The sequence below is a fragment of the Variovorax frigidus genome (genome assembly GCF_051216515.1).
Taxonomy (GTDB): Bacteria; Pseudomonadota; Gammaproteobacteria; order Burkholderiales; family Burkholderiaceae_C; genus Variovorax.
Genome location: NZ_JBPJZF010000003.1, coordinates 303576 through 325420 on the forward strand (window position 1 = coordinate 303576; position 21845 = coordinate 325420).

Sequence of the window (21845 nt, forward strand, 5' to 3'; positions counted from 1 at the left end):
CCCGATTGCCAACGGCCTCGTTCGGGCATACACCGCCCAAGAGGCTGCTGGGCGCGGCGGTTATCTGTCCTTTTTCTGAGCTGGGGCGCCGGGCACGGGCTCGCGATTGGTTTCAGGCGTGAGGTCTTCGGTCAGGTTGTAGGGCGCGGAGTCGTCATGTTTCGTGCTTTCCACGTTCATTTTCTTGTCCTGCATGCGCTCGCGCGGCGCTGGCCCCGAGATGTCTTCGCCCGCTGCGTTCTTCTTGCCGGTAAAGCTGTCGGCCCCGCCCATGTTGTCGACGCCACCGCTGGTGGCAGGGCGGGTCCCGTCGCCTGATGCGGTCACAGGTCTGTCGCTCATATCGTTTCCTTTCATCGTGTGGGGGGGGCATGTCGGTCACTGCGGAACAGGATCCCGCGCAGGACGCATCGTTGCGTACGAGCCGATACGGATGAGCAAAGCGTCTGGCCCATGACACCGGGGCCATGTAGGAACAGGTCCGTAGGCGCTGACCAGCTTGGCCTGCACGGCCTGTCTCAAGTCTCGGCGTCGCTGATGACCCCCCAATCCACTGCTTGGTGTGGATAGGACGACGGATCGTGATCGAGGCACCCGCGATCTGGATGTCCCTTGCCTCCCGCCCAGGCTTGGCGTTCGATCGCCATGGCGACGGCCTTTGTCACACGGCGTGTCGGTCTGATCAGGGCCTGTCATGTGACGCCGGCCTACAAGGTTCGTGTTCTGACTGAAAACAAAATGACTACATGGAAGTCTTGGATGATGAAGTGTTGGCCTCTGCCGCTTACGTGCTGCGGATTCGTGCCGCCAACGGCGATCGGGGCGCTTTGCGGGAGGCCGAACGGATCGAGCGAATCCTGAAGGCTCGACTCGGTCCAACGCCCTCCGGCCACGTGCCTTTGGACATCACGCGAAGCGAGCGAAAGCCGTGGTGGCGGTTCTGGTAGCCGTATCCCGCTGAAACGGAGGTAGCGCCATGGATTGGGTGCCGCTGGCATGGGCGACGTTGGGCGCCACATTTTCTGCAAGCTGCTTTGGCCTCTATGCCCGGCTCAGCGCTGCGGCGAGTTCGTTTGACCGTGATCTGATGGTGCTGGCTGCCGTCGGGGCTTCGCTCGGGATGCTCACTGTCTGCAAGCCTCACTGGATGTGGTGACGGATCGAGAGATTTAGGGCCTGTTAACACTATTTCCGGGGTCGCGAAGGCAGGCCTTCCCGAAGGGGTGGCTGAATCAGGGGCCGTCTGCGGCGTTGCCCGCGCTTGCAAGGCCAAAGCCTTTCTGCGCGCGGGCGCCTTGCATCCAGCCCCTGATTCAACCAACGCGATCCCCGGAAGTAGCGTTAACAGGCCCTAGATTCGAAAGACGAACCCCATCATCAGCGTGGCGACAAAAGCGGCGAGGAAAACCCGCCGCTCTTTCGCCAGTTGCTCTGGCGAGTCATGGGTAAACGACCCTCGCTCTTCCTCCAAAAAACGCATTCTTCATCTCCAGTCTGGAGTTGAGAATGCGTCGAAACGTGACGGTGTTTTGTAGGCGCGCATCCAGTGAGGTGGCGCTCTTGAAGCCCTGCGATGCGCCGCCGTTGGCGCGGCCATCGAGATCGGAACGGGCAACGCGAGGAGGCCTGCCCTGCAATGGCGCTGAGGACCCGGGCGACACTGTCGCCGAGTTGGCGGCCTGGATGGCGACCCGTCAGGGTTTCTCGGGCTGGAGGTAGCCCGCGTAGCACTCGGGACTCTTCTCGCTGCCTTGCACGCAGTCGGAGTGCCTGTACAGCGCATCGATCTCGATCACGGGGACTGCTTTGCCTCTGAGGCGTTGCGAGCCGACCAGGCGGCCATCGATGCTCAACAAGCCGAATGGGGCTACCAGCCTCCGGTCGTAGTCGCCCGGTCCACAGGCGACGAATTCCTGCGCGTCGCGGGGCCACTGCAGCACGCGTTGCGCATCGAAGGTGGCATGCAGCAAGGTGAAGCACTGGCGCCCACCATCGCGCGCATCGATGGCGTTGATGCCGCCGCTCCAGCGCACCCTCATGCCCGGGGTCAGAGGCGTCAGCGCCTCGGCGGGCGAGATGTCGACGATCTGATCCTTAGCGGTGTGCGCGGGCCGATCGGCTTCTCGCTTTGCGGTGGCGACGGTGGAGGGGGCTTCGCGATCGGCCGACGTGGTGCAAGCCGCCAGCAGGACGGGGGCACAGAGCATCACGAAGAGGTGTCGATGTCGATGGAATGGCATCGCTCCATCGTAGCGTGACGGCGCGATGTGACCGCGCGGTTGGTGGCGAGCCGGTTTCGAAAAGGCGATTCTGCTGCCTCGTATCGAATTTATAATTCGAATTACCCCGTCAGAGATGTGTCGCGCAACGCATGGGGCTCGCGCGCCATAGCGGGAGCCCGGAAGGTAGACCGTGAGATTTGTCGTCATCCCTGAATCGAAGAACTGCTGGATCTGGGAGCTGCGAAGCGCGCAGGATTTCCTCGTGTTGAGAAGTCCGGCCAGTTTCACTGCCAAGTTCCAGGCCGTGGCCCAGATCGAAGCCTTCAGGCGCACCATTCACGTCGCAGGCATCTACGATCTCGTGGGCGCCAGGATGGACACGCCAGAGGACCGGGTCGCGTCATAAAGCACTGCCGGCGAGCCGCTTCGCGGTCGGTTGCGTCCGCGCGATCACCGACGCATTGTTCGTCTCGGCGGCCTGCTCGCGCCCGCCCTCGAGCGCCACACGCCGGGGTTGCCTGACGGAGGGGAGATGGCAGCGTCAGAATGCCGCCAACGGAAATCCTTGCAGCAACGGTGCGAGTCGGATTCGACCTTCGAGCGCTCGCCGCTCCGACCATCGTTGCCGTCTGTCCTGTTCCCTGAGCCAATCGGCGGCCGTCGGTTGCCTCATGCCTTCCTCCACGGAGAGTGCCTGGATGAGGGCAATGGCCTGCTGACGTTGAAGCATGCGGGCAGTGTGCTGTAGCCGGGTGACCATCCACGTAAGCGAAGACCACGAATCTCCGGATGGGCATTGTCCGACGCGACTGATTCGGGCCGGTGCGTCGGTGTCGATCCCAAAGAGCCCGGTGTGCGTTGTGTCGCCTTGCCGCAATCCCGTCCAGAAAGTGCGTATTTGCAAGGTCGCGCGGGAGGTGCCGTTCTACGATGGGTCCAACGTCGTGCGGTGTGCGCGGCGGAAAATTTTCCAGGACAACCCATGCGCCGTTCCATTTCTCTCCGTTCCACCGCTGCAGCCGTCATCGCGTTGACCTTCGCCTCGCTGGCAGTCCCGAACCTGGCCCATGCCAAGCGCATGGGCGGAGGCAAGAGCGTCGGACGCACGGCACCGGCCGCGCCAGCCGCACGGCCTGCGACGCCTGCGCCGGCCGCGGCGACTCCCGCAGCCACCGCACCCGCAGCCGCCGCACCTGCAGCCGCCGCACCGGGCGCGCGCGGCCCCGGCTTGATGGGCATCGCTGGCGCGGCCGTGGTCGGCGGCGCGGTCGGTTCCATGGCTGGCAATGCCATGGCTTCTCCCAACAAGGAAGCGAAGGAGGCTGAAGCCAAGGCCGCCGAGAAGGAAGCGTCCGACCTGCAGAAAAAGGCCGACGAAGCGAAAGCGAAGGCAGACGCCGCGCGCGCTTCCGCGCGCTAAGGCTCCAAGCGCGACAAGCCGCCCCTGGGGCGTAGCCGCTTTCCCTCAGGTCGAATCGCGCAGGACAAGCTGGAAGGCCAGTTTGAAGCCGCGGCCGGGCCGGCTCGCGTCGGGGCCGTCCAGCCGCGCAATCAGCAGATCGGCCGCGAAGCGGCCCATGGTCTGCTCGGAGCGCCGCACGGTGGTCAGCGTCGGATGCAGAAACTGTGCGGCCGGGATGTCGTCGAAGCCGGCCAATGCAACGTCCTCCGGAATGCGTCGCCCCGCCGTACGCAGTGCGGCCATGGCGCCGACGGCCAGCAGATCGTTGGCCGCGAACACGGCGCTGTAGCGAAAGTTGCCAGCGAGTTCGGCGGTCATGGCGCTTGTCCCTGCGGCTTGCGTGAAATCGTCGGCTGCGATCATGCAAGGGATGAGCCCGGCTTTCTTCATCGCTGCCTCGAAGCCACGTTGGCGCTCCTTCCCGGGACCCACCGGGCAGGAGAGCATGGCGATGCGCTTGTGTCCCTTGTCGATCAGGACCTGCGTCATGGCCTTCGCCGCTGCTGCGTTGTCGATGTAGACCTTGTCGATGGCGCGCGACGGCTTGTAAGACTGGCTCGCCACCTGAACCATCGCCATGCCGCCCCGCACGGCCTCGAGCAACTCGGCTTCGTCGACGTGGAAGAACACCGCCATCACGCCGTCGACATGTCCCTGCGCGAGCCACTGGAGGGCCCGCCGCTCGCGCTCGGGCGTACCGTCGGTGTCGAAGATCATGGTGTCGTACCCCGCCGCATCGGCCGCCGTCTGGAATCCCCGGATCAGGGCCGGGTAGATGGGGTTCGTGATGTCCGGGACGATGCAGGCCAGCGTGCGGGTGCGCGCTGACTGAAGATTACGGGCCATGCGGTTGGGGACATAGCCGAGTTGTAGTGCGGTCTGCAAGATCCGCTGGCGCGCCTCTTCGGAGACCGTGCAGGGCTCCACGCGATTGAGCACCAGCGACACGGCGGTCTGCGACATGCCCGTGGCGACGGCGATGTCGCGCTGCGTCGGGCGTCGCTTGGACGTTTCCGGCGGCTTGGCCTTGCCGCCGGTGGCCGCCGATGAGCGGGGCGTGGCGGGCTTGGGGCGGCTGTCTTTCGGACTCTTCATGCGCGGTTCAATCAATAATACGTATTTATACGTACTCGATGTGGTTAATGGACATCGGATGGGATGATGCCCCGAAGGACCGAGGATTTCTTCATGAACAGCTCACGTCGTGCATTCACCCTGTCGGGGATGAGTGCGGCGTCGCTTGTGATCGCCCCGAACCTTCATGCCCAACCCCGGGCCGACCACCTCACCGTTCTTGTGGCGCAACCGGCCGGCGGCATCACGGATGTCTTCGCGCGCGCCGTTGCACCGGCGATCGGGCGGGGGCTCGGGCGTGTCACGGTGGTCGAGAACATCACCGGGGCGAGCGGCTCCATCGCCGCCCATCGCTTGCTGGCGGCCGTGCCAGATGGTTCCACGCTTTTTGTGGGATCTCCCTCGGAGGTCGTGCTGGCGCCGCTGACCCTGCGTGCGGTCCGCTACCAACCCACCGATTTCAGGCTTCTGGGCCTGCTCAACGATTCGCCGCTGGCGCTGTACGCGCGCAGCGACCTGCCCGCGAACAACCTGGACGAACTCGTCGCCTTGTCGCGCCAGCGCGGTGACAGGCCGCTGAGCTACGGCAGCACGGGGCAGGGGTCGCTGTTCCACCTCGTGACGGAATTGCTGCGCTCGGCCACGGGCCTCCAGGCCACGCACGTGCCCTATCGCGGCGGCATTCCCATGCTGACCGACCTGCAGGGCGGGGTGATCGACTTCACGATGCTTCCGGTGGATGCGCTGCTGGGCGGCATGGTCGCCGGCGGCCGCATGAAGGTGCTCGGTGTTTCGTCTGCACGGCGACTGGCCCGATTCCCCGCCGCCCCGAGCTTCGACGAGAGCAGCGCGGCGCCGGCCCTGGGCCGACCGAGCATCTGGGTCGGCTTGCTGATCCCCGCCACGACGAACGAGGGTGTCAGCCAGCGCTTGCACAGGATCATTGCGGGCGTGCTTGGCGATCCGGAGGTGCGCAAGGCCATCGATGCCGCAGGGGGCAGCGTCCCGCCACCGATGTCGATCGCGGAGGCTGCGCGCTTCTACGCGGCGGACGCGGTGAAGCTGCAGGCATTGGCAACGGCCGCGCGCATCGAGCCGCTGTAGGCGCCGAGCCGAGCCCGGAGGTCTGCGCGGCCGTTTTCGACGGAGAGAGTGGGCCACCGAGCGGGCTTTCGAAGCGATCCGCAAAGTCAATTGACTGCAAACAAAGGGTCTCAGATGGGGGTGCGAGGCCTTCGCGCGGGTGATGGGCAGTCGCTATAGTGCGCGAATTCCAGATTGATTCATTCAACAGAGGGGGACATATGCCCGATGACCTGACCACCGTGCTCACCGACTACTACGACGCGGTGCCCTACGATTCGCATCCGTTTCCGCAGACCGCGGCGGAGCATCTGGAAGCGCTGGCCTTCCTGTTCGGGCTCGAGAGCCAGCCGCCGGCGCAGGCGCGGGTGCTGGAGCTGGGCTGTGCGTCGGGCGGCAATCTGCTGCCCTTCGCCGCGCGCCATCCACAAAGCAGTGCCCTGGGCGTGGACCTCTCCAGCGTGCAGGTGGCCCAGGGCGTGCAGGCGATCGGCCAGGCGCGGCTCGGCAACGTCGAATTGCGCACTTTCGACATCGCCGAGATCGACGCCTCCTTCGGTCTGTTCGACTACATCGTCTGCCATGGCGTCTACAGCTGGGTGCCGCCTTCGGTGCAGGACGCGATCCTGCGCGTGTGTTCCGAGAACCTCGCACCGCACGGCGTGGCCTACATCAGCTACAACGTCTACCCCGGCTGGAAGGCGCGCGAGATCGTGCGCGACGCGATGATCCTGCGCGGCGGGCCGCGCGAGCTGCCGGCGGAGAAGCTGTCCTATGCACGCGGCATGCTCGACTTCCTCGAGGAATCGGCGCGCCCCGACAGCGTGCTCAAGAAGACGCTAGAGGAGACGATGCCGATCGTGCGCACGCAGAAAAGCTCCTATCTCATCCACGAGTTCCTCGAGCCCTGCAACGCGCCGTGCTACCTCAAGCAGTTCGTCGAGCGCGCCGAGCACCACGGATTGGCCTACCTTGCCGATGCCGAGCCCTCGACCATGTTCGTGCAGAACTACGCAGAGAAGGTGCGCGAGCCCTTGCTGCGCGAATGCGGCGGCAGCCAGCTCATGGTCGAGCAGTACCTCGACTTCCTGGTCAACCGCACCTTCCGCCAGACGCTGCTGGTCAAGCAGGCACGCGCCGGCGGCATCCGCTACGGCATCGACACCGCGCGCCTGCGTGCGCTGTCCTATGCGGGCGTGTTCCGGCCCGACGATGGCGCGGCGATCAACCTCGAGGGGCCGGAGCAGCACTGCACCGCGATCCGCAACATCAAGGTCTGCTTGAGGGTGCCGATGCACAAGGTCGTGGCGCTGGTGCTCGACCGGCACTATCCCGCCGCGGTGCCGCCCGAGGTGCTGTTCGCCGAGGTGTGCCGCCACACCGGGGCGCCGATGGCCCAGGTTGAGGCGCCGGTGATGGCGCTGCTCGAGGAACTGCTGATCCTGGGCGCGGTGCGCGTGCGGCTCAGCCCGATCGAACTGGCGGCGCAGGTCTCGGCGAGGCCGCGCGCGCTGCCTGCGGTGCGGCTGGACCCGGGCCTGCCGCTCTCGGCGGGGCCCTCGGCTTCGGTCTGCAATCTCTGGCATGAGCAGGTCGCGCTGTCGCCGATCGAGCGCTGCCTGCTGCCCTTGCTCGATGGTGCGCACGACAGTGAGGCGCTGGCCGAGCACTTGGTCCGCGAGGCGAGGGCGGATCGCCTGAGCTTCCATTCGGAAGGCGTGCCGCTGCGCGACCCCGGCGCCTTGCGCCCCTTCGCCGATCAGCAGGTGGCGCGCGCGCTCGAAGACCTCCGGCGCAAGGGCCTGCTCGCCGCCTGAGGCTGCCCCGGTTTTTTGGCCACCCCCCAAAGGAAGAAACAACATGACGACACGCTTATGGACTTCTCCGCTGCGCCTCACGGTCGCGGCCGCGGTCGTGCTGGCCGCCTCGGCGCCCCTGCATGCCGCCTCGGTCGCGCCGGTCGCCGCGCCCAACGGCATGGTCGTGACCGCGCAGCATCTGGCCTCGCAGGTCGGTGTCGACGTGCTCAAGAAGGGCGGCAACGCGGTCGATGCGGCGGTCGCCGTGGGCTACGCGCTGGCCGTGGTCTACCCGGCCGCGGGCAATCTCGGCGGCGGCGGCTTCATGACGCTGCAACTGGCCGACGGCCGCAAGACCTTCCTCGACTTCCGCGAGAAGGCGCCGCTGGCGGCCACGGCCAACATGTACCTCGACAAGGAGGGCAACGTTGTCAAGGGCCTGAGCACCCATGGCCACCTGGCCGTGGGCGTGCCCGGCACCGTGTCGGGCATGGAGTACGCGCGCGAGAAGTACGGCACCTTGTCGCGGGCCGCGCTGATCGCGCCGTCGATCGCGCTGGCCGAGAAGGGCTTCGCGCTGGACCAGGGCGACATCGACATGTTCAAGACGGCCACCGGCGATTTCCAGAAGGATGCCGTGTCGGGTGCGATCTTCCTGAACAAGGGCCAGCCCTTCGCGGTCGGCCAGAAGCTGGTGCAGAAGGACCTGGCCAAGACCCTGAAGGCGATCAGCGCCAAGGGCACCGACGGCTTCTACAAGGGCTGGGTCGGCAGCGCCATCGTGGCCTCCAGCCAGGCTGGCAAGGGCATCCTCACGCAGGCCGACCTCGACCAGTACCAGACGCGCGAACTCGCGCCGGTGGAATGCGACTACCGCGGCTACCGCGTGGTCTCGGCGCCGCCGCCGAGTTCGGGCGGCGTGGTGATCTGCGAGATGCTCAACATCCTCGAGGGCTACCCGCTCAAGGACCTGGGCTTCCGCTCGGCGCAGTCGGTGCACTACCAGATCGAGGCCATGCGCCACGCCTACGTCGACCGCAACAGCTACCTGGGCGATCCCGACTTCGTGAAGAACCCGCTCGACCGGTTGCTCGACAAGGGCTATGCCGAGAAGATCCGCGGCGTGATCGACCCGAACAAGGCCGGCGTGTCGAAGGACATCAAGCCCGGCGTCGCGCCGCATGAAGGCAGCAACACCACGCACTACTCGATCACCGACCGGTGGGGCAACGCGGCCTCGGTGACCTACACGCTCAACGACTGGTTCGGCGCCAAGGTCACGGCCGCCAAGACCGGCGTGCTGCTCAACAACGAGATGGACGACTTCACCTCGAAGATCGGCGTGCCCAACATGTACGGCCTGGTGCAGGGCGAGGCCAACGCCATCGCCCCGGGCAAGCGCCCGCTGAGCTCGATGAGCCCGACCATCGTGAGCAAGGACGGCAAGCCGGTGTTCGTGGTCGGCACGCCGGGCGGCAGCCGCATCATCACGGCCGTGCTGCACACCATCCTGAACGTGGTCGACTACGGCATGAACGTGCAGGAGGCCGTCGACGCGCCGCGCTTCCACCAGCAGTGGCTGCCCGACGTGACCAACGTCGAGACCTTCGCGCTGTCGCCCGACACCCGCAAGATCCTGACCGACATGGGCCACAACCTGGGCGTGCCGCAGCCGGCCAACCATCTGGCGGCGATCATCGTGGGCGCGCCCTCGCTGGGCGGTAAGCCGGTAGGCAACAATCGCTTCTACGGCGCCAACGATCCGCGGCGCAATTCGGGCCTGGCGCTCGGCTACTGATCTTCCTTTTCCAACTGTTCGACGGCCGCGCGATCCGCGGCCGCTTTTCTTCCGATGCATCTGCAGGACATCCTCTACACCCAGGGCTTCGGCACGCGGCGCGTCTGCGCCGGCCTGATTCAGCAAGGCTTCGTGACCGTGAATGGCGACCCGGCCACCGACGCCGGCCAGGACATCGCCGTGACCGAAGGCATGCCCTTCACCGTGCAGGGCACGGCCTGGGAATACCACGACAAGGCCTATGTGCTGTTGCACAAGCCGGCCGGCACCGAGTGCTCGCAGAAGCCCTCGACCTGGCCCAGCATCTACACCCTGCTGCCGTCGCCGCTGCGCCTGCGGCCCAACAAGGGCGCGGTGCAGGGGGTGCAGGCCATCGGCCGGCTCGACCAGGACACCACCGGCCTGCTGCTGCTGACCGACGACGGCCAGTTCATCCATCGCATGGGCTCGCCCAAACACCATGTGCCCAAGGTCTACGAGGTCACGGTCAAGCATGCGCTGGACGAGGCCCAGGTGCAGAAGCTGCTCGACGGCGTGGTGCTCGACGACGATCCGAAGCCGGTGCGCGCCGCGGCCTGCGAGGCGGTCGGGCCGCTGCATCTGCGCCTGACCCTGACCGAGGGCAAGTACCACCAGGTCAAGCGCATGGTCGCGGCCGTGGGCAACCGGGTCGAGGCGCTGCATCGCTCGCGCATCGGCGGCCTGGCGTTGCCGGAGGCGATGGCGCCCGGGCAATGGCGCTGGCTCACGGCCGAAGAAGTGGACGCCCTGCGCACCGCGCGACCCAAAGGGTGACGGAATAGGGGCCGCGGCAGCTTTTGTCTGCGCGAGGTCAGCCACAGGCAAGGCTGGTACGTTATCGTTCGGACTGCTGTCACGGAAGCTTTCCCTTGCGATTCATTGCACCCCCGACCGGCCGCTTCGCGGCCTTTTTCCTGGCCTGCGCCTTCCAGGTGCTGCCCGCCGCGGCCGCCACGCCACCGCCGCCCCCGCTGTTCGTCCTGAATTCTCTGGATGCGACGGTCAGCGTGATCGATCCCCTCACCTGGACCGAGAAGCAGCGCATCCCGACCGGCAAGGAGCCGCACCACATCTACATGACCCCCGACGAGAAGTCGGTCATCGTGGCCAACTCCGCCGGCGACTCGCTGACCTTCCTGAACCCCCGCACGGCCGAGGTGCAGCGCGTGGTCTACGGCATCATCGATCCGTACCAGCTGCAATTCTCGCGCGATATGAAGTGGTTCGTCACGGCCGCCAACCGGCTCAACCATGTCGACATCTACCGCTGGGACGGCAAGGACCTCAAGCTCGCCAAGCGCATCGTCACCGGCAAGACGCCCAGCCACATCTGGATCGACGCCACCAGCACCATCGCCTACGTGACGATGCAGGACAGCGACGAACTCATCGCGGTCGACCTGCCCACGCAGACCGTCAAGTGGCGCACCGCCACCGGCCCGATGCCCGCGGACATCTTCGGCGTCCACAACGACCGCACGCTGCTGGTCGGCCTGACCGGCAGCGACGGCGTCCAGGTGTTCGACGTGGCCGGCCCGCAGCCCAGGATCGTCGGCAAGATCCCGACCGGCAAGGGCGCGCACGCGTTCCGCTCGGCCGGCGACGGGCTGAGCGTGTTCGTGAGCAACCGCGTGGCCAACACCGTGAGCCGCATCGACCTCAAGACCCTGCAGGTGATCGAGAGCTATGCGGTGCCCGGCGGCCCCGATTGCATGGATCTGTCGGCCGATGGCAAGACGCTCTACGTGACCTCGCGCTGGGCCAAGAAACTCAGCGTGATCGATCTGGTGAGCCGCAAGGTGGTGAGGCAGGTCAACGTCGGGCGCTCGCCGCATGGCGTGTGGACCCTGGACCATGCCAAGCGCTGAGCGTAGCGCGCGTTGCCGCGTCGTTGCGGGGCTGCTCGCCCTGTGCATCGGCGGCGGCGCCATGGCCCAGGCGAAGTGCGAGAAGCCGCTGTACCTGACCTTCGACACCGGCCACATGGCCGTGGCGCCGCTGATCGCCGAGGTGCTCAAGCGGCAGGACGTGCGCGTGACCTTCTTCGGCGCGGCCGAGCGCACGCAGACCGAGGGCGACAGCCTCGACAACCACTGGGCGCCCTGGTGGAAGGCGAGGGCGGCCGAGGGCAACGAGTTCGCCTCGCACACCTACGACCACGTCTATTGGCGCGGCGACGTGCGCGGCACCGAGCCGCAGTTCCGCGTCCGCCCCTCGGCCGGCGCGCTGGCCGGACGCGAGTTCACCTGGAGCGCGGCCAAGTACTGCGAGAACATCGCCAAGGCCAGCGACCGGCTGCAGCACATCACCGGCAAGAAGCCGTTGCCGCTGTTCCGCGCCCCCGGCGGCAAGACCTCGCCCAAGCTGCTGGCCGCCGCCAAGGCCTGCGGCTACGAACACGTGGGCTGGGCGCCCGCGGGCTTTCTGGGCGACGAACTGCCCAGCGAGAAATTCAGCAACGACAAGCTGCTGCAGCAGGCGCTCGACAAGATCCGCAGCGGCGACATCCTGCTCGCGCACCTGGGCATCTGGTCGCGCCAGGACCCCTGGGCGCCGGCCGTGCTGGAGCCGCTGATCGTCGGCCTCAAGGCCAAGGGCTTCTGCTTCCAGACGCTGCGGCAGCACCCGCAGTACGCCGTCTGGATCGTCTCGCACCCCTGAACGCCCCGTGGACACGGTATGGAATGGTTGACTGATCTTTTTGCAGGCTGCCAGCAATGGCTGTTCGAGGCGGTGGTGCAGCCGCTGGTCTACGCCGTCGGGCTCGGCGGCTGGGTCGAGGACGCCTTCGATGCGACCGGCTGGCTGCTGGTCGGGCTGATCCAGATCGCGGTGCTGATCGCGGTGATCGGGCCGCTGCAGCGCTGGAAGCCGGTCGAGCCGGTGGTGGACCGACGTGCCATCCGCACCGACGTGCTCTACACGCTGATCCATCGCCTCGGGCTGTTCCGCCTGGGCATCTTCTTCGTGCTGCAGCCCTTTTTCGACGACGGCCTGGGGCTGCTGCGCGGCGCCGGCTGGGGTTCGCTGCACCTTGACGAGCTCTGGCCCGGCGTCACCGACGTGCCCTGGATCGCGTTCGCGGTGTACCTGGTGGTGCTGGACTTCGTCGAATACCTGATCCACCGCGGCCAGCATCGCTTCAACTGGTGGTGGAGCCTGCATTCGCTGCACCATTCGCAGCGCCAGATGACCATGTGGAGCGACAACCGCAACCACCTGCTCGACGACGTGATCCACGACGTGATCATCGTCATCGTCGCGCAACTGATCGGCGTGGCGCCGGGGCAGTTCATCGCGATCGTGGCCTTCACCCAGCTCAGCGAGAGCCTGCAGCATGCCAACCTGCGCTGGAGCTTCGGCGCGATCGGCGAGCGGCTGTGGATCAGCCCGCGCTTCCACCGGCTGCACCATGCGATCGGCATCGGCCACGAATCGAAGGGGCCGCAAACGCTGGGAGGACACAACTTCGGCGTGCTGCTGCCCTGGTGGGACATGCTGTTCCGCACGGTGAACTTCGAACCGCGCTACGACGCCACCGGCATCCGCGACCAGGTCGAGCCCGATGCGCAGGGCCGTGTGCGCGACTACGGCAGCGGCTTCTGGTCGCAGCAGTGGCGCGGCTTGCGCCGGCTGGCCGGCCGCGGCTGAGGCCTCGCCGACGGGCAGGCGACACACCGTCGCGAGACGGCGTTATCCTCGGCACCCCATGCCACTCCTTCTCGACTCCTTCTGGCGTGCCGTCGCCTACTGCATGCGGCCCCGGGTGATCCTGCTGTCGCTGCTGCCGCTGGCCCTGATGGTGCTGCTGGCGTCGGGCTTCGGCTACTTCTTCTGGAGCGCCAGCGTGGCGTGGATGCGCGAGGCGCTCGACGCCTGGCCGATGCTGGCCAGCTTCTGGGGATGGATCGGCGGGCTGTTCTCCAGCGACGTGCCGGCCCTGCTCGCGCCGCTGGTCGTGGTCTTCGCAGCCACGCCGCTGATCGTGCTGGTGTCGCTGCTGATCGTCGCCGGCATGATGGCCGGGCCGCTCACACGCCTGGTGGCCGAGCGCCGCTTTCCGACGCTGGAACGCAAGAAGGGCGCCTCCTTCATCGGCAGCGTGGTGCGCTCGCTGGCCTTCACGGTGCTGGCGCTGCTGGCGCTCGTGGTGTCGATGCCGCTGTGGCTCATTCCGCCGCTGGTGCTGATCCTGCCGCCCCTGATCTGGGGCTGGCTCACATACCGCGTGATGAGCTTCGATGCACTGGCCGAACATGCCAATTCCGAGGAGCGGCAGGCGCTGCTGCGCCAGCACCGGCTGCCGTTGCTGACCATCGGCGTGCTGTGCGGTTACCTCGGCGCCGCGCCGAGCATCGTGTGGGCGTCGGGACTGCTGTTCGCCGCCGCCTTCTTCGTGCTGGTGCCGCTGGCGATCTGGATCTACACGCTGGTGTTCGCCTTCTCGGCCCTGTGGTTCGCGCATTACAGCCTCGACGCGCTGGCCCAGTTGCGCCTGCAGCGCGCGGCCGCCGTGCCGCCGCCCCTTCTTCCTTCTTCCGAAGAGACCGTGCCGGTGCCCGGTCCTTTGCTCCGATCGGACATCCCATGAATCGACATTTCGGCCTGATCGTCGTCGGTGACGAAATCCTGTCCGGCAAGCGCCTGGACAAGCACATGCCCAAGGTCATCGAGCTGCTGGCCGCGCGCGGCCTCTCGCTGGCCTGGGCCGAGTATGTGGGCGACGTGCCCGAGCGCATCACGGCGGCGCTGGCGCGGGCCTTCGCTTCGGGCGACATCGTGTTCTCGACCGGCGGCATCGGCGCGACGCCCGACGACCACACCCGCCAATGTGCGGCCGCCGCGCTGGGTGTGCCGCTGGTGCTGCACCCCGAGGCCGAGCAACTGATCCGCGAGCGCATGCAGGACACGGCGCGCGAGCAGGGCACGGTCTACGAGCCCGACCGGCCCGACAACATCCACCGCCTGAACATGGGCGTGTTCCCGGCCACGGCCGAGATCATCCGCAATCCCTACAACAAGATCCCCGGCTTCAGCGTGGGCGACGTGCATTTCGTGCCCGGCTTCCCGGTGATGGCCTGGCCGATGATCGAGTCGGTGCTCGACGACCGCTATGCTGCGCTGTTCGCGCAGGGCCAGGCAGCCGAAAAATCGGTCATCGTCTTCGGCGCCATGGAGGCGACCCTCACGCCGCTGATGCTGGCCATCGAGGCCACGCACGAGGGCGTCAAGGTGTTCAGCCTGCCCAGCGTCGACCATCCCGAGTACGGCCGCCACATCGAACTGGGCGTCAAGGGTGCATCGGACCGGCTCGAGGCGGCGTATCGCCAGCTGATCGAGGGCCTGCACGCTTTTGACGCGCGTCTTGGCCCCGAGATGGTGCGGTAGGATGGATTGCACCAAATTGGCGTCTTTTTCTCGCTTTGACGGGGCACCGAACCCGAAAGAGCCGCTTTGGGAATGCCCCGCAATGGCACAGAACCTGCATTCCCTTGCACACGTATTTCCAACCACCCCCCTTTCAACCAGGAGAAACTGATGGCAAAGACCGTCGCCGATGTACTGAAACTCGTCAAGGAAAACGAGGTCAAGTTCATCGACTTTCGATTCACCGACACCCGAGGCAAAGAGCAGCACGTGACCGTGCCGGTGTCGCACTTCGATGAAGACAAGTTCACTTCGGGTCATGCGTTCGACGGTTCGTCGATCGCGGGTTGGAAGGGTATCGAGGCCTCGGACATGCAGCTCATGCCCGACCCGAACACCGCCAACATCGATCCCTTCTTCGAAGAGACGACGCTGATCCTGACCTGCGACGTGATCGACCCCGCCGACGGCAAGGCCTACGATCGCGATCCGCGCTCGCTGGCCAAGCGCGCCGAGGCGTACATGAAGGCCTCGGGCCTGGGCGACACCGCCTTCTTCGGACCGGAACCCGAATTCTTCGTGTTCGACAGCGTTCGCTGGAAGAACGACATGTCGGGTTGCTTCGTCAAGATCGACTCCGAAGAAGCCTCGTGGAACACCGACAAGGAATACGAGCACGGCAACACGGGCCACCGCCCGGCCGTCAAGGGCGGCTACTTCCCGGTGCCCCCGGTCGACAGCTTCCAGGACATGCGCTCGGAAATGTGCCTGGTGCTCGAAGCCCTGGGCATCCCGGTCGAAGTGCATCACCACGAAGTGGCCAACGCCGGCCAGATGGAACTCGGCACCAAGTTCAGCACGCTGGTCCAGCGCGCCGACTGGGTCCAGCTGCAGAAGTACGTGATCCAGAACGTGGCCCATGCCTACGGCAAGACCGCCACCTTCATGCCCAAGCCCATCGTCGGCGACAACGGCTCCGGCATGCACGTGCACCAGTCGGTCTGGAAGGACGGCAAGAACCTGTTCGCCGGTGACGGCTACGCAGGCCTGTCGGAATTCGCGCTGCACTACATCGGCGGCATCATCAAGCACGCCCGTGCCCTGAACGCCATCACGAACCCCGGCACCAACAGCTACAAGCGCCTGGTGCCCGGCTTCGAAGCCCCGGTGAAGCTGGCCTACTCGGCCAAGAACCGTTCGGCATCGATCCGCATCCCGTTCGTGGCCAACCCCAAGGGCCGTCGCGTCGAGGCACGCTTCCCCGATCCGCTGATGAACCCGTACCTCGGTTTCGCCGCGCTGCTGATGGCCGGCCTCGACGGCGTCGAGAACAAGATCGATCCGGGCGAAGCCGCCACGAAGGACCTCTACCATCTGCCGCCGGAAGAAGACGCGCTGATCCCGACCGTGTGCCACAGCCTCGACCAGGCGCTGGAAGCACTCGACAAGGACCGCGCCTTCCTGACCAAGGGCGGCGTGTTCACCGACGCCTACATCGATGCCTACATCGAGCTGAAGATGCAGGAAGTCACGCGCCTGCGCATGGCCACGCACCCGGTCGAATTCGACATGTACTACTCGTTGTAAGAGGCTCGCCCCCAGGCTTCGCGCACTGCGTGTCGCTTCTCCTTCCCCCTGCCGGGGGCGACACCAGAGGCCCGGCGAAGCCGGTTCCTCGGTGTCTCACGAAGGGAAGCGGGCCGGGTGGGCTGAGTTCTGATGGTATTGAAAGGACGGCTTCGGCCGTCCTTTTTCATTGGAGGGGAACACCGGGGCAGGGCGTTGCTCGAATTGCCTCAAAATGCCCTTTGCTTCGCGCCCAGACTTCCCAGGACCATGAAGAAACTACTTTTCCCACTGCTGTTGATTCTTCCGCCCGCCCTGTTGCCGGCCCAGGCCCAGGAGCGCGTCTGGCGCTGCGGCAACGAGTACACCAACAACGCCGCCGATGCGCAGAAGCGCGGCTGCAAGGTCATGGAAGGCGGCAACGTCACGGTCGTTCAGGGGGCGCGGCCTCCGGGCGCGGCGGCCTCGTCGGGTGGCGGCGCCGCGGCCCGTGCCCCGGCCGGCAGCCCGCGCGTGGAGGGCTCGGACCAGCGCGCGCGCGACGGCGAGGCCCGCTCGGTGCTTCAATCGGAATTGCGCAAAGCGGAATCGCGACAGGCCCAGCTGCTCAGGGACTACAACAACGGCGAGCCCGAGAAGCAGGGCGGCGAAGCCCGCAACTACCAGAAGTACCTCGACCGCGTGGCGGAGATGAAGGCCGAGCTCGCGCGCAACGAAAGCGACATCGCCGGCATCCGCCGCGAGATCGGGCGCCTGCCCGCGGCGGCGCCCTGACATGGCTTTCGGCAAGACCGCCTCTTCGCTCAAACGGTTCCAGCCCTTCGACCTGCTGTCCACGCTCATCGCGGTGGTCAAGGACGACGGCTCGGTGCTGTTCGCCAACGCCGCGCTCGAGGACGCGCTGGGCACTTCGCGCCGCACGCTCGAAGGCTCGCAGTTCGGCGCCTGCTTCCAGGAGCCGCAGGTGCTGCGCACCGCCATCGACGGCGCGCGCAGCAACGACTTCGCCACCTTGCGCTACGAGGCCTTCCTGCGGCGTGTCAACCACGAACTGATGCCGGTGCAGGTGACGCTGGCGCAGGGCGACAAGCCGGGCGAGCTGATCATCGAACTCTCGCCGCTCGAGCAGCAGGTGCGGCAGGACCGCGAGGAGCGGCTGATCGACCAGGCACAGGCCAACAAGGAACTGATCCGCAACCTGGCCCACGAGATCAAGAACCCGCTGGGCGGCATCCGTGGCGCGGCGCAGCTGCTGCAGATGGAGGTCGAGTCGCGCGACCTGATCGAATACACGCAGGTCATCATCCACGAGGCCGACCGGCTGCAGACGCTGGTCGATCGGCTGCTGGCGCCGCACCGCCGCCCGCACGTGGTGGGCGACGTCAACATCCACGAAGTCTGCGAGCGCGTGCGCTCGGTCATCCTCGCGGAGTTTCCGCGCGACCTGCACATCGAGCGCGACTTTGACGTCTCGATTCCCGAGTTCCGCGGCGACCGCGAGCAGCTGATCCAGGCCACGCTCAACATCGTCCACAACGCCGCACAGGCGCTGGTCGAGCGCCGCGCGGCCGGCGATGCGCGCATCACTTTCAAGACGCGGATCGCGCGCCAGGTCATCTTCAACAAGCAGTGGTATCGACTGGCATTGGAATTGCATGTCATCGACAACGGACCGGGTGTACCCGATGCCATCAAGGACCGCATTTTCTATCCGCTGGTGTCGGGCAGGGACGGCGGAACTGGCCTCGGATTGACGCTGGCGCAGACCTTCGTGCAACAGCACCATGGGGTGATCGAGTGCGACAGCGTGCCCGGCCGGACCGATTTCAAGATATTGATACCGCTGCCCTAGCAGCAAGACGACCAAGGAGTTGCATGAAGCCGATCTGGATAGTAGATGACGACCAATCGATCCGCTTCGTGCTGGAGAAGGCGCTGCTGCGAGAAGACCTGCCCACGCGCAGCTTCACCAATGCACGCGAGGTGCTCGCGGCCCTCGAGCTGGCCGACGACGACGAACAGCAAGGCCCCCAGGTCCTGGTGAGCGACATCCGCATGCCCGGCGGTTCCGGGCTCGACCTGCTCGACAAGATCAAGGCCAAGCACCCCGGGCTGCCCGTCATCATCATGACGGCCTTCTCCGACCTCGACAGCGCCGTCTCGGCCTTCCAGGGCGGCGCCTTCGAATACCTGCCCAAGCCCTTCGACCTGCCACGCGCGGTCGAGCTGATCCGCCGCGCCGTCGGTGAAAGCCAGCGCGAGGAGGTGGCCGAGGAACGCATGGCCGCCGCGCCCGAAATGCTGGGCCAGGCACCCGCGATGCAGGACGTGTTCCGCGCCATCGGCCGGCTGTCGCAGAGCAACGTGACGGTGCTGATCACCGGCGAGTCGGGCTCGGGCAAGGAACTGGTCGCACGCGCGCTGCACAAGCATTCGCCGCGCGCCAACGGGCCTTTCGTGGCCATCAACACCGCCGCCATCCCCAAGGACCTGCTGGAGAGCGAACTGTTCGGCCACGAGCGCGGCGCGTTCACCGGGGCGCAGACCATGCGCCGTGGCCGCTTCGAACAGGCCGAGGGCGGCACGCTCTTCCTCGACGAGATCGGCGACATGCCCTTCGATCTGCAGACGCGGCTGCTGCGCGTGCTGAGCGACGGTCATTTCTACCGCGTGGGCGGCCACAACTCGGTCAAGGCCAACGTGCGCGTGATCGCCGCCACCCATCAGGACCTCGAGCAGCGCGTGAAGCTCGGCGGTTTCCGCGAAGACTTGTTCCATCGGCTCAACGTGATCCGCCTGCGGCTGCCCGCGCTGCGCGAACGCGGCGAGGACGTGCCCGCGCTCACGCGCCATTTCCTGCAGCAGAGCGCCAAGCAGCTCGGCGTCGAGCCCAAGCGCATTTCCGATGCGGCCCTCACGCAGCTCGCGACCTTCGGCTTTCCGGGCAACGTGCGCCAGCTCGAGAACATCTGCCACTGGCTGACCGTGATGGCGCCCGCGCAACTGATCGAGACCAAGGACCTGCCGCCGGAAGTGATGGCCGCGCCGGCGGCCGATGCGGTGGCCGTCCAGGCCCTGGTGCCACCGCCGACGGTCTACGCCATGGAGCACGATGGCGACGCACCGTTCGCGGCCGTCGCCTCGCCCGTGATGCCGGCCGCCGCTGCACCCGAGAACGCCGCCACCGCGGAGTGGGAAGGCGGACTCGAAGTCGAAGCGCAGCGTCTGCTGTCGGCCGGCCGCACCGACGTCTGGGAAGTGCTGTCGCGCCGCTTCGAATCGCGCCTGATCCTCACGGCGCTGGCCAGCACGCGCGGTCGCCGCATCGAGGCCGCCCAGAAGCTCGGCATCGGCCGCAACACCATCACTCGCAAGATCCAGGAGCTAGGGCTGGAGTGACCCGCCTTTTTCCTCAGCACCCCTGTCTGTGCGCGGAACACCGCGGAACCGGCTCCGCCGGGCCGCCGGTGTTGCCCCCTTGAGGGGGAGGGCGAAGCGACACGCAGTGCGCGAAGCCTTAGGGGGTGGGTCGATGCCGCGGAACCGGCTCCGCCGGGCCGCCGGTGTTGCCCCCTTGAGGGGGGAGGGCGAAGCGACACGCAGTGCGCGAAGCCCTTCGGGGGTGGGCCAATTTCACCGGCTTCTCTGACCCAGCGTGCGCGAATCGAGCTGGAAGTTGCCGCTCTTGTCCCAGAGCCAGGTGTCGACGTAGGTGTGCGGACCCAGCCGGCCCGGAGGCGGCAGGGGCGACGCCTTGCGGATCAGTTCGGCGATCATGCCCGGCACTTCGGGCGCATGGCTGGGCCGGCGGCTGAAGCCCACGTAGAGCACCTTGCCCGTGTCGTCGATGTCGGTCTCGACCACCACCACCGCATAGACCAGCGGTGGGATCTTGCCCTTGTAGATCCGCGTGGGATAGGTCTTGTAGATCTGGCCCGAGCCCAGCTTGCGATAGGCGCGCACGGCCGGGGTCTGGTTGGTGATCAGCCGCACGGGCTCGACTTCCGAGGTGGGCGCGATGGGGGGCGCGGACTCGGCGGCAGCGCCTGGCGTGGCCGTCGCATCGGGCGGCGCCGTGGGCTTCAACGGCGCACAGCCGACCAGCAGGGCGCCCACGATCGCAGCGGCTGCTGCAAGGTGCCGACCGTGCGTGCTGCGCATGGTGTCAGTCCGCGGTGTCCAGCGTCAGCACCACAGGCGCATGGTCGCTGGGCTTTTCCCACTTGCGCGGCACGCGGTCGATGATGCAGCCCACGGCACGGGGCACCAGCGGTGCGCTCACCAGGATGTGGTCGATGCGCAGGCCGCGGTTCTTCTGGTAGCCCAGCATGCGGTAGTCCCACCACGAGAAGCTCTTCTCGGGTTGCTCGAACAGCCGGAACGCATCGGTCAGGCCCAGCTGCAGCAACGCATGGAAGTGGTTGCGCTCCTCGGTCGTGTGGTGGATGGTTTCCTTCAGCCCGATGGGGTCGAAGCTGTCGCGGTCTTCGAGCACGATGTTGAAGTCGCCCAGCAGCACGAGGTCGGGGTGGGCTGCCATCTCGGCCGCAAGCCATTCGCGCAGTCCGTCGAGCCAGCGCATCTTGTAGGCGAACTTGTCGCTGCCCGGCGCCTGGCCGTTGACGAAGTAGCCGTTGACGACGCGCAGCGGGCCGCGGGCCGTGTCGACGGTGGCGCTGATGACGCGCGAATGCTCGTCGGTGAAGCCGCCGATGTTCTTCGCCACGTCGCGCACCGGCGCGCGGCTCAGGATCGCCACGCCGTTGTAGGTTTTCTGGCCGAAGTAGGCGGCCTGGTAGCCGGCCGACGCCAGCACGTCGAGCGGGAACTTGTCGTCGCTCATCTTGAGCTCCTGCAGACACAGCACGTCGACGGGGTTGGCGATCAGCCAGTCGAGCACGTGCTGCAAGCGGGCGGTGAGGGAGTTGACGTTCCAGGTGGCGATTTTCATCATCAAATCATAGTGTTTTGCATCCACAGACCGTGCGCTCGATCATTGCAGGGACGCTGCCTGGCGAACCGGCGTTCAAGGGCTTGGGACGAAGCCCGGAACAGTGCCTCCGGCGGCCAGACTTCGAGGTCGCCTCAGCGGACTTCGCGTCGGCTCTCGAAAGCCTGTTGACGCTGCGCGATCACCAGCGCATCGATCGCGCGCTTCGAAGCCAGGAAATCCGTGCCGCAGGTGCGACAACGGTAGGCCCTGATGCCAGGGAGCAGCCTCATCCAGAAGCTCCGCTCCATGCGGTCGGCCGCGACCGGCTCGCAAGCGCATCTCAACCCCGGAAATCTCTTGTGCAACGCCATTTCGCCATCCTCCCGATAGAACCCGCCCGACCATTGTCAGGAGAAGGCGCGCGATGCTAGCGTAGCTTCAAGTAACGAACATGTCGGTCCGGACAGGGATCTGCGGGGCTTGGATTCGCCAGCGCACGCGGCCCCCCGTTGGCCAGCGC

General features: G+C 66.6%; 23 protein-coding genes. 17 read left to right on the forward strand and 6 right to left on the reverse strand.

The window, feature by feature from the left end:
• Nucleotides 1-60 precede the first annotated feature (60 nt).
• Nucleotides 61-342: a hypothetical protein gene (locus tag ACSFBC_RS10730; protein WP_435510305.1), complete on the reverse strand. Its 282-nt coding sequence runs from the start codon at nt 340-342 to the stop codon at nt 61-63.
• Nucleotides 343-746: 404 nt separating this feature from the next.
• On the opposite strand from ACSFBC_RS10730, the gene ACSFBC_RS10735 reads away from it, so the two are divergent.
• The gene (locus ACSFBC_RS10735) at nt 747-947 is read left to right on the forward strand and encodes a hypothetical protein (protein ID WP_435510306.1); all 201 of its coding nucleotides are present in this window, start codon (nt 747-749) and stop codon (nt 945-947) included.
• A 29-nt stretch (nt 948-976) separates the two neighbouring features.
• A complete protein-coding gene (locus ACSFBC_RS10740; protein WP_435510307.1) occupies nt 977-1156 on the forward strand; it encodes a hypothetical protein in 180 nt (59 codons plus the stop codon).
• Nucleotides 1157-1694: 538 nt separating this feature from the next.
• On the opposite strand, the gene ACSFBC_RS10745 is transcribed toward ACSFBC_RS10740, so the two are convergent.
• A complete protein-coding gene (locus ACSFBC_RS10745) occupies nt 1695-2207 on the reverse strand; it encodes a YciI family protein (protein ID WP_435510308.1) in 513 nt (170 codons plus the stop codon).
• A 205-nt stretch (nt 2208-2412) separates the two neighbouring features.
• Between ACSFBC_RS10745 and ACSFBC_RS10750 the strand changes: the two genes are divergently transcribed.
• Nucleotides 2413-2628, forward strand: coding sequence for a hypothetical protein (locus ACSFBC_RS10750; protein WP_435510309.1), 216 nt, complete (start codon nt 2413-2415; stop codon nt 2626-2628).
• 576 nt (nt 2629-3204) lie between these two features.
• The gene (locus tag ACSFBC_RS10755) at nt 3205-3642 is read left to right on the forward strand and encodes an ABC transporter substrate-binding protein (protein ID WP_435510310.1); all 438 of its coding nucleotides are present in this window, start codon (nt 3205-3207) and stop codon (nt 3640-3642) included.
• A 45-nt stretch (nt 3643-3687) separates the two neighbouring features.
• Here the strand turns inward: ACSFBC_RS10755 and ACSFBC_RS10760 are convergent, their stop codons facing one another.
• Nucleotides 3688-4794: a LacI family DNA-binding transcriptional regulator gene (locus ACSFBC_RS10760; protein ID WP_435510311.1), complete on the reverse strand. Its 1107-nt coding sequence runs from the start codon at nt 4792-4794 to the stop codon at nt 3688-3690.
• A 78-nt stretch (nt 4795-4872) separates the two neighbouring features.
• On the opposite strand from ACSFBC_RS10760, the gene ACSFBC_RS10765 reads away from it, so the two are divergent.
• The 13 genes from ACSFBC_RS10765 (at nt 4873) to ntrC (ending at nt 19791) form a co-directional block, all read left to right on the forward strand.
• Nucleotides 4873-5862, forward strand: a complete 990-nt coding sequence (locus ACSFBC_RS10765) for a tripartite tricarboxylate transporter substrate binding protein (RefSeq protein ID WP_435510312.1) — start codon at nt 4873-4875, stop codon at nt 5860-5862.
• 200 nt (nt 5863-6062) lie between these two features.
• Nucleotides 6063-7658 carry a methyltransferase regulatory domain-containing protein gene (locus ACSFBC_RS10770; protein WP_435510313.1) on the forward strand — a complete coding sequence of 532 codons (1596 nt, stop codon included), beginning with the start codon at nt 6063-6065 and terminating at the stop codon, nt 7656-7658.
• A 160-nt stretch (nt 7659-7818) separates the two neighbouring features.
• Nucleotides 7819-9438, forward strand: coding sequence for a gamma-glutamyltransferase (ggt, locus tag ACSFBC_RS10775; RefSeq protein ID WP_435510643.1), 1620 nt, complete (start codon nt 7819-7821; stop codon nt 9436-9438).
• Between the two features lie 54 nt (nt 9439-9492).
• The gene (locus ACSFBC_RS10780) at nt 9493-10233 is read left to right on the forward strand and encodes a pseudouridine synthase (RefSeq protein ID WP_435510314.1); all 741 of its coding nucleotides are present in this window, start codon (nt 9493-9495) and stop codon (nt 10231-10233) included.
• A 95-nt stretch (nt 10234-10328) separates the two neighbouring features.
• On the forward strand, nt 10329-11327 hold the full coding sequence (locus ACSFBC_RS10785) for a YncE family protein (RefSeq protein ID WP_435510315.1): 999 nt from the start codon (nt 10329-10331) through the stop codon (nt 11325-11327).
• Entirely contained in the window at nt 11314-12120 is an 807-nt protein-coding gene (locus ACSFBC_RS10790; RefSeq protein WP_435510316.1) for a polysaccharide deacetylase family protein, read from the forward strand. The genes ACSFBC_RS10785 and ACSFBC_RS10790 overlap by 14 nt, the downstream gene beginning before the upstream one ends.
• An 18-nt stretch (nt 12121-12138) precedes the next feature.
• Nucleotides 12139-13110: a sterol desaturase family protein gene (locus tag ACSFBC_RS10795; RefSeq protein WP_435510317.1), complete on the forward strand. Its 972-nt coding sequence runs from the start codon at nt 12139-12141 to the stop codon at nt 13108-13110.
• Between the two features lie 58 nt (nt 13111-13168).
• Nucleotides 13169-14050, forward strand: a complete 882-nt coding sequence (locus tag ACSFBC_RS10800) for an EI24 domain-containing protein (RefSeq protein WP_435510318.1) — start codon at nt 13169-13171, stop codon at nt 14048-14050.
• On the forward strand, nt 14047-14847 hold the full coding sequence (locus ACSFBC_RS10805; RefSeq protein WP_435510319.1) for a competence/damage-inducible protein A: 801 nt from the start codon (nt 14047-14049) through the stop codon (nt 14845-14847). Before ACSFBC_RS10800 ends, ACSFBC_RS10805 begins: the two co-directional genes overlap by 4 nt.
• A gap of 150 nt (nt 14848-14997) precedes the next feature.
• Nucleotides 14998-16413 carry a type I glutamate--ammonia ligase gene (gene glnA, locus ACSFBC_RS10810; protein ID WP_435510320.1) on the forward strand — a complete coding sequence of 472 codons (1416 nt, stop codon included), beginning with the start codon at nt 14998-15000 and terminating at the stop codon, nt 16411-16413.
• A 249-nt stretch (nt 16414-16662) separates the two neighbouring features.
• A complete protein-coding gene (locus ACSFBC_RS10815) occupies nt 16663-17166 on the forward strand; it encodes a hypothetical protein (RefSeq protein ID WP_435510321.1) in 504 nt (167 codons plus the stop codon).
• A 1-nt stretch (nt 17167) separates the two neighbouring features.
• A complete protein-coding gene (gene glnL / locus ACSFBC_RS10820; protein WP_435510322.1) occupies nt 17168-18244 on the forward strand; it encodes a nitrogen regulation protein NR(II) in 1077 nt (358 codons plus the stop codon).
• A gap of 23 nt (nt 18245-18267) precedes the next feature.
• A complete protein-coding gene (ntrC, locus tag ACSFBC_RS10825) occupies nt 18268-19791 on the forward strand; it encodes a nitrogen regulation protein NR(I) (RefSeq protein ID WP_435510323.1) in 1524 nt (507 codons plus the stop codon).
• Nucleotides 19792-20025: 234 nt separating this feature from the next.
• Here ntrC and ACSFBC_RS10830 read toward each other — a convergent pair whose 3' ends face one another.
• From ACSFBC_RS10830 to ACSFBC_RS10840, 3 genes are all read right to left on the reverse strand, one after another.
• The gene (locus ACSFBC_RS10830; protein ID WP_435510324.1) at nt 20026-20553 is read right to left on the reverse strand and encodes a hypothetical protein; all 528 of its coding nucleotides are present in this window, start codon (nt 20551-20553) and stop codon (nt 20026-20028) included.
• A 4-nt stretch (nt 20554-20557) separates the two neighbouring features.
• On the reverse strand, nt 20558-21343 hold the full coding sequence (xth, locus tag ACSFBC_RS10835) for an exodeoxyribonuclease III (RefSeq protein WP_435510325.1): 786 nt from the start codon (nt 21341-21343) through the stop codon (nt 20558-20560).
• A 134-nt stretch (nt 21344-21477) separates the two neighbouring features.
• Nucleotides 21478-21615 carry a hypothetical protein gene (locus tag ACSFBC_RS10840; protein ID WP_435510326.1) on the reverse strand — a complete coding sequence of 46 codons (138 nt, stop codon included), beginning with the start codon at nt 21613-21615 and terminating at the stop codon, nt 21478-21480.
• Between the last annotated feature and the right edge of the window lie 230 nt (nt 21616-21845).

Coding starts and splice junctions, on each gene's coding strand:
- ggt (WP_435510643.1), top strand. CDS start 7,819: ATGGTCGTGACCGCGCAGCATCTGGCCTCGCAGGTCGGTGTCGACGTG.
- ACSFBC_RS10790 (WP_435510316.1), top strand. CDS start 11,314: ATGCCAAGCGCTGAGCGTAGCGCGCGTTGCCGCGTCGTTGCGGGGCTG.
- ACSFBC_RS10800 (WP_435510318.1), top strand. CDS start 13,169: ATGCCACTCCTTCTCGACTCCTTCTGGCGTGCCGTCGCCTACTGCATG.
- ACSFBC_RS10805 (WP_435510319.1), top strand. CDS start 14,047: ATGAATCGACATTTCGGCCTGATCGTCGTCGGTGACGAAATCCTGTCC.
- ACSFBC_RS10735 (WP_435510306.1), top strand. CDS start 747: ATGGAAGTCTTGGATGATGAAGTGTTGGCCTCTGCCGCTTACGTGCTG.
- ACSFBC_RS10780 (WP_435510314.1), top strand. CDS start 9,493: ATGCATCTGCAGGACATCCTCTACACCCAGGGCTTCGGCACGCGGCGC.
- ACSFBC_RS10755 (WP_435510310.1), top strand. CDS start 3,205: ATGCGCCGTTCCATTTCTCTCCGTTCCACCGCTGCAGCCGTCATCGCG.
- ACSFBC_RS10770 (WP_435510313.1), top strand. CDS start 6,063: ATGCCCGATGACCTGACCACCGTGCTCACCGACTACTACGACGCGGTG.
- glnA (WP_435510320.1), top strand. CDS start 14,998: ATGGCAAAGACCGTCGCCGATGTACTGAAACTCGTCAAGGAAAACGAG.
- ACSFBC_RS10745 (WP_435510308.1), bottom strand. CDS start 2,207: ATGCTCTGTGCCCCCGTCCTGCTGGCGGCTTGCACCACGTCGGCCGAT.
- ACSFBC_RS10765 (WP_435510312.1), top strand. CDS start 4,873: ATGAACAGCTCACGTCGTGCATTCACCCTGTCGGGGATGAGTGCGGCG.
- ACSFBC_RS10840 (WP_435510326.1), bottom strand. CDS start 21,615: ATGAGGCTGCTCCCTGGCATCAGGGCCTACCGTTGTCGCACCTGCGGC.
- ACSFBC_RS10740 (WP_435510307.1), top strand. CDS start 977: ATGGATTGGGTGCCGCTGGCATGGGCGACGTTGGGCGCCACATTTTCT.
- ACSFBC_RS10730 (WP_435510305.1), bottom strand. CDS start 342: ATGAGCGACAGACCTGTGACCGCATCAGGCGACGGGACCCGCCCTGCC.
- ACSFBC_RS10815 (WP_435510321.1), top strand. CDS start 16,663: ATGAAGAAACTACTTTTCCCACTGCTGTTGATTCTTCCGCCCGCCCTG.
- glnL (WP_435510322.1), top strand. CDS start 17,168: ATGGCTTTCGGCAAGACCGCCTCTTCGCTCAAACGGTTCCAGCCCTTC.
- ACSFBC_RS10830 (WP_435510324.1), bottom strand. CDS start 20,553: ATGCGCAGCACGCACGGTCGGCACCTTGCAGCAGCCGCTGCGATCGTG.
- xth (WP_435510325.1), bottom strand. CDS start 21,343: ATGAAAATCGCCACCTGGAACGTCAACTCCCTCACCGCCCGCTTGCAG.
- ACSFBC_RS10795 (WP_435510317.1), top strand. CDS start 12,139: ATGGAATGGTTGACTGATCTTTTTGCAGGCTGCCAGCAATGGCTGTTC.
- ntrC (WP_435510323.1), top strand. CDS start 18,268: ATGAAGCCGATCTGGATAGTAGATGACGACCAATCGATCCGCTTCGTG.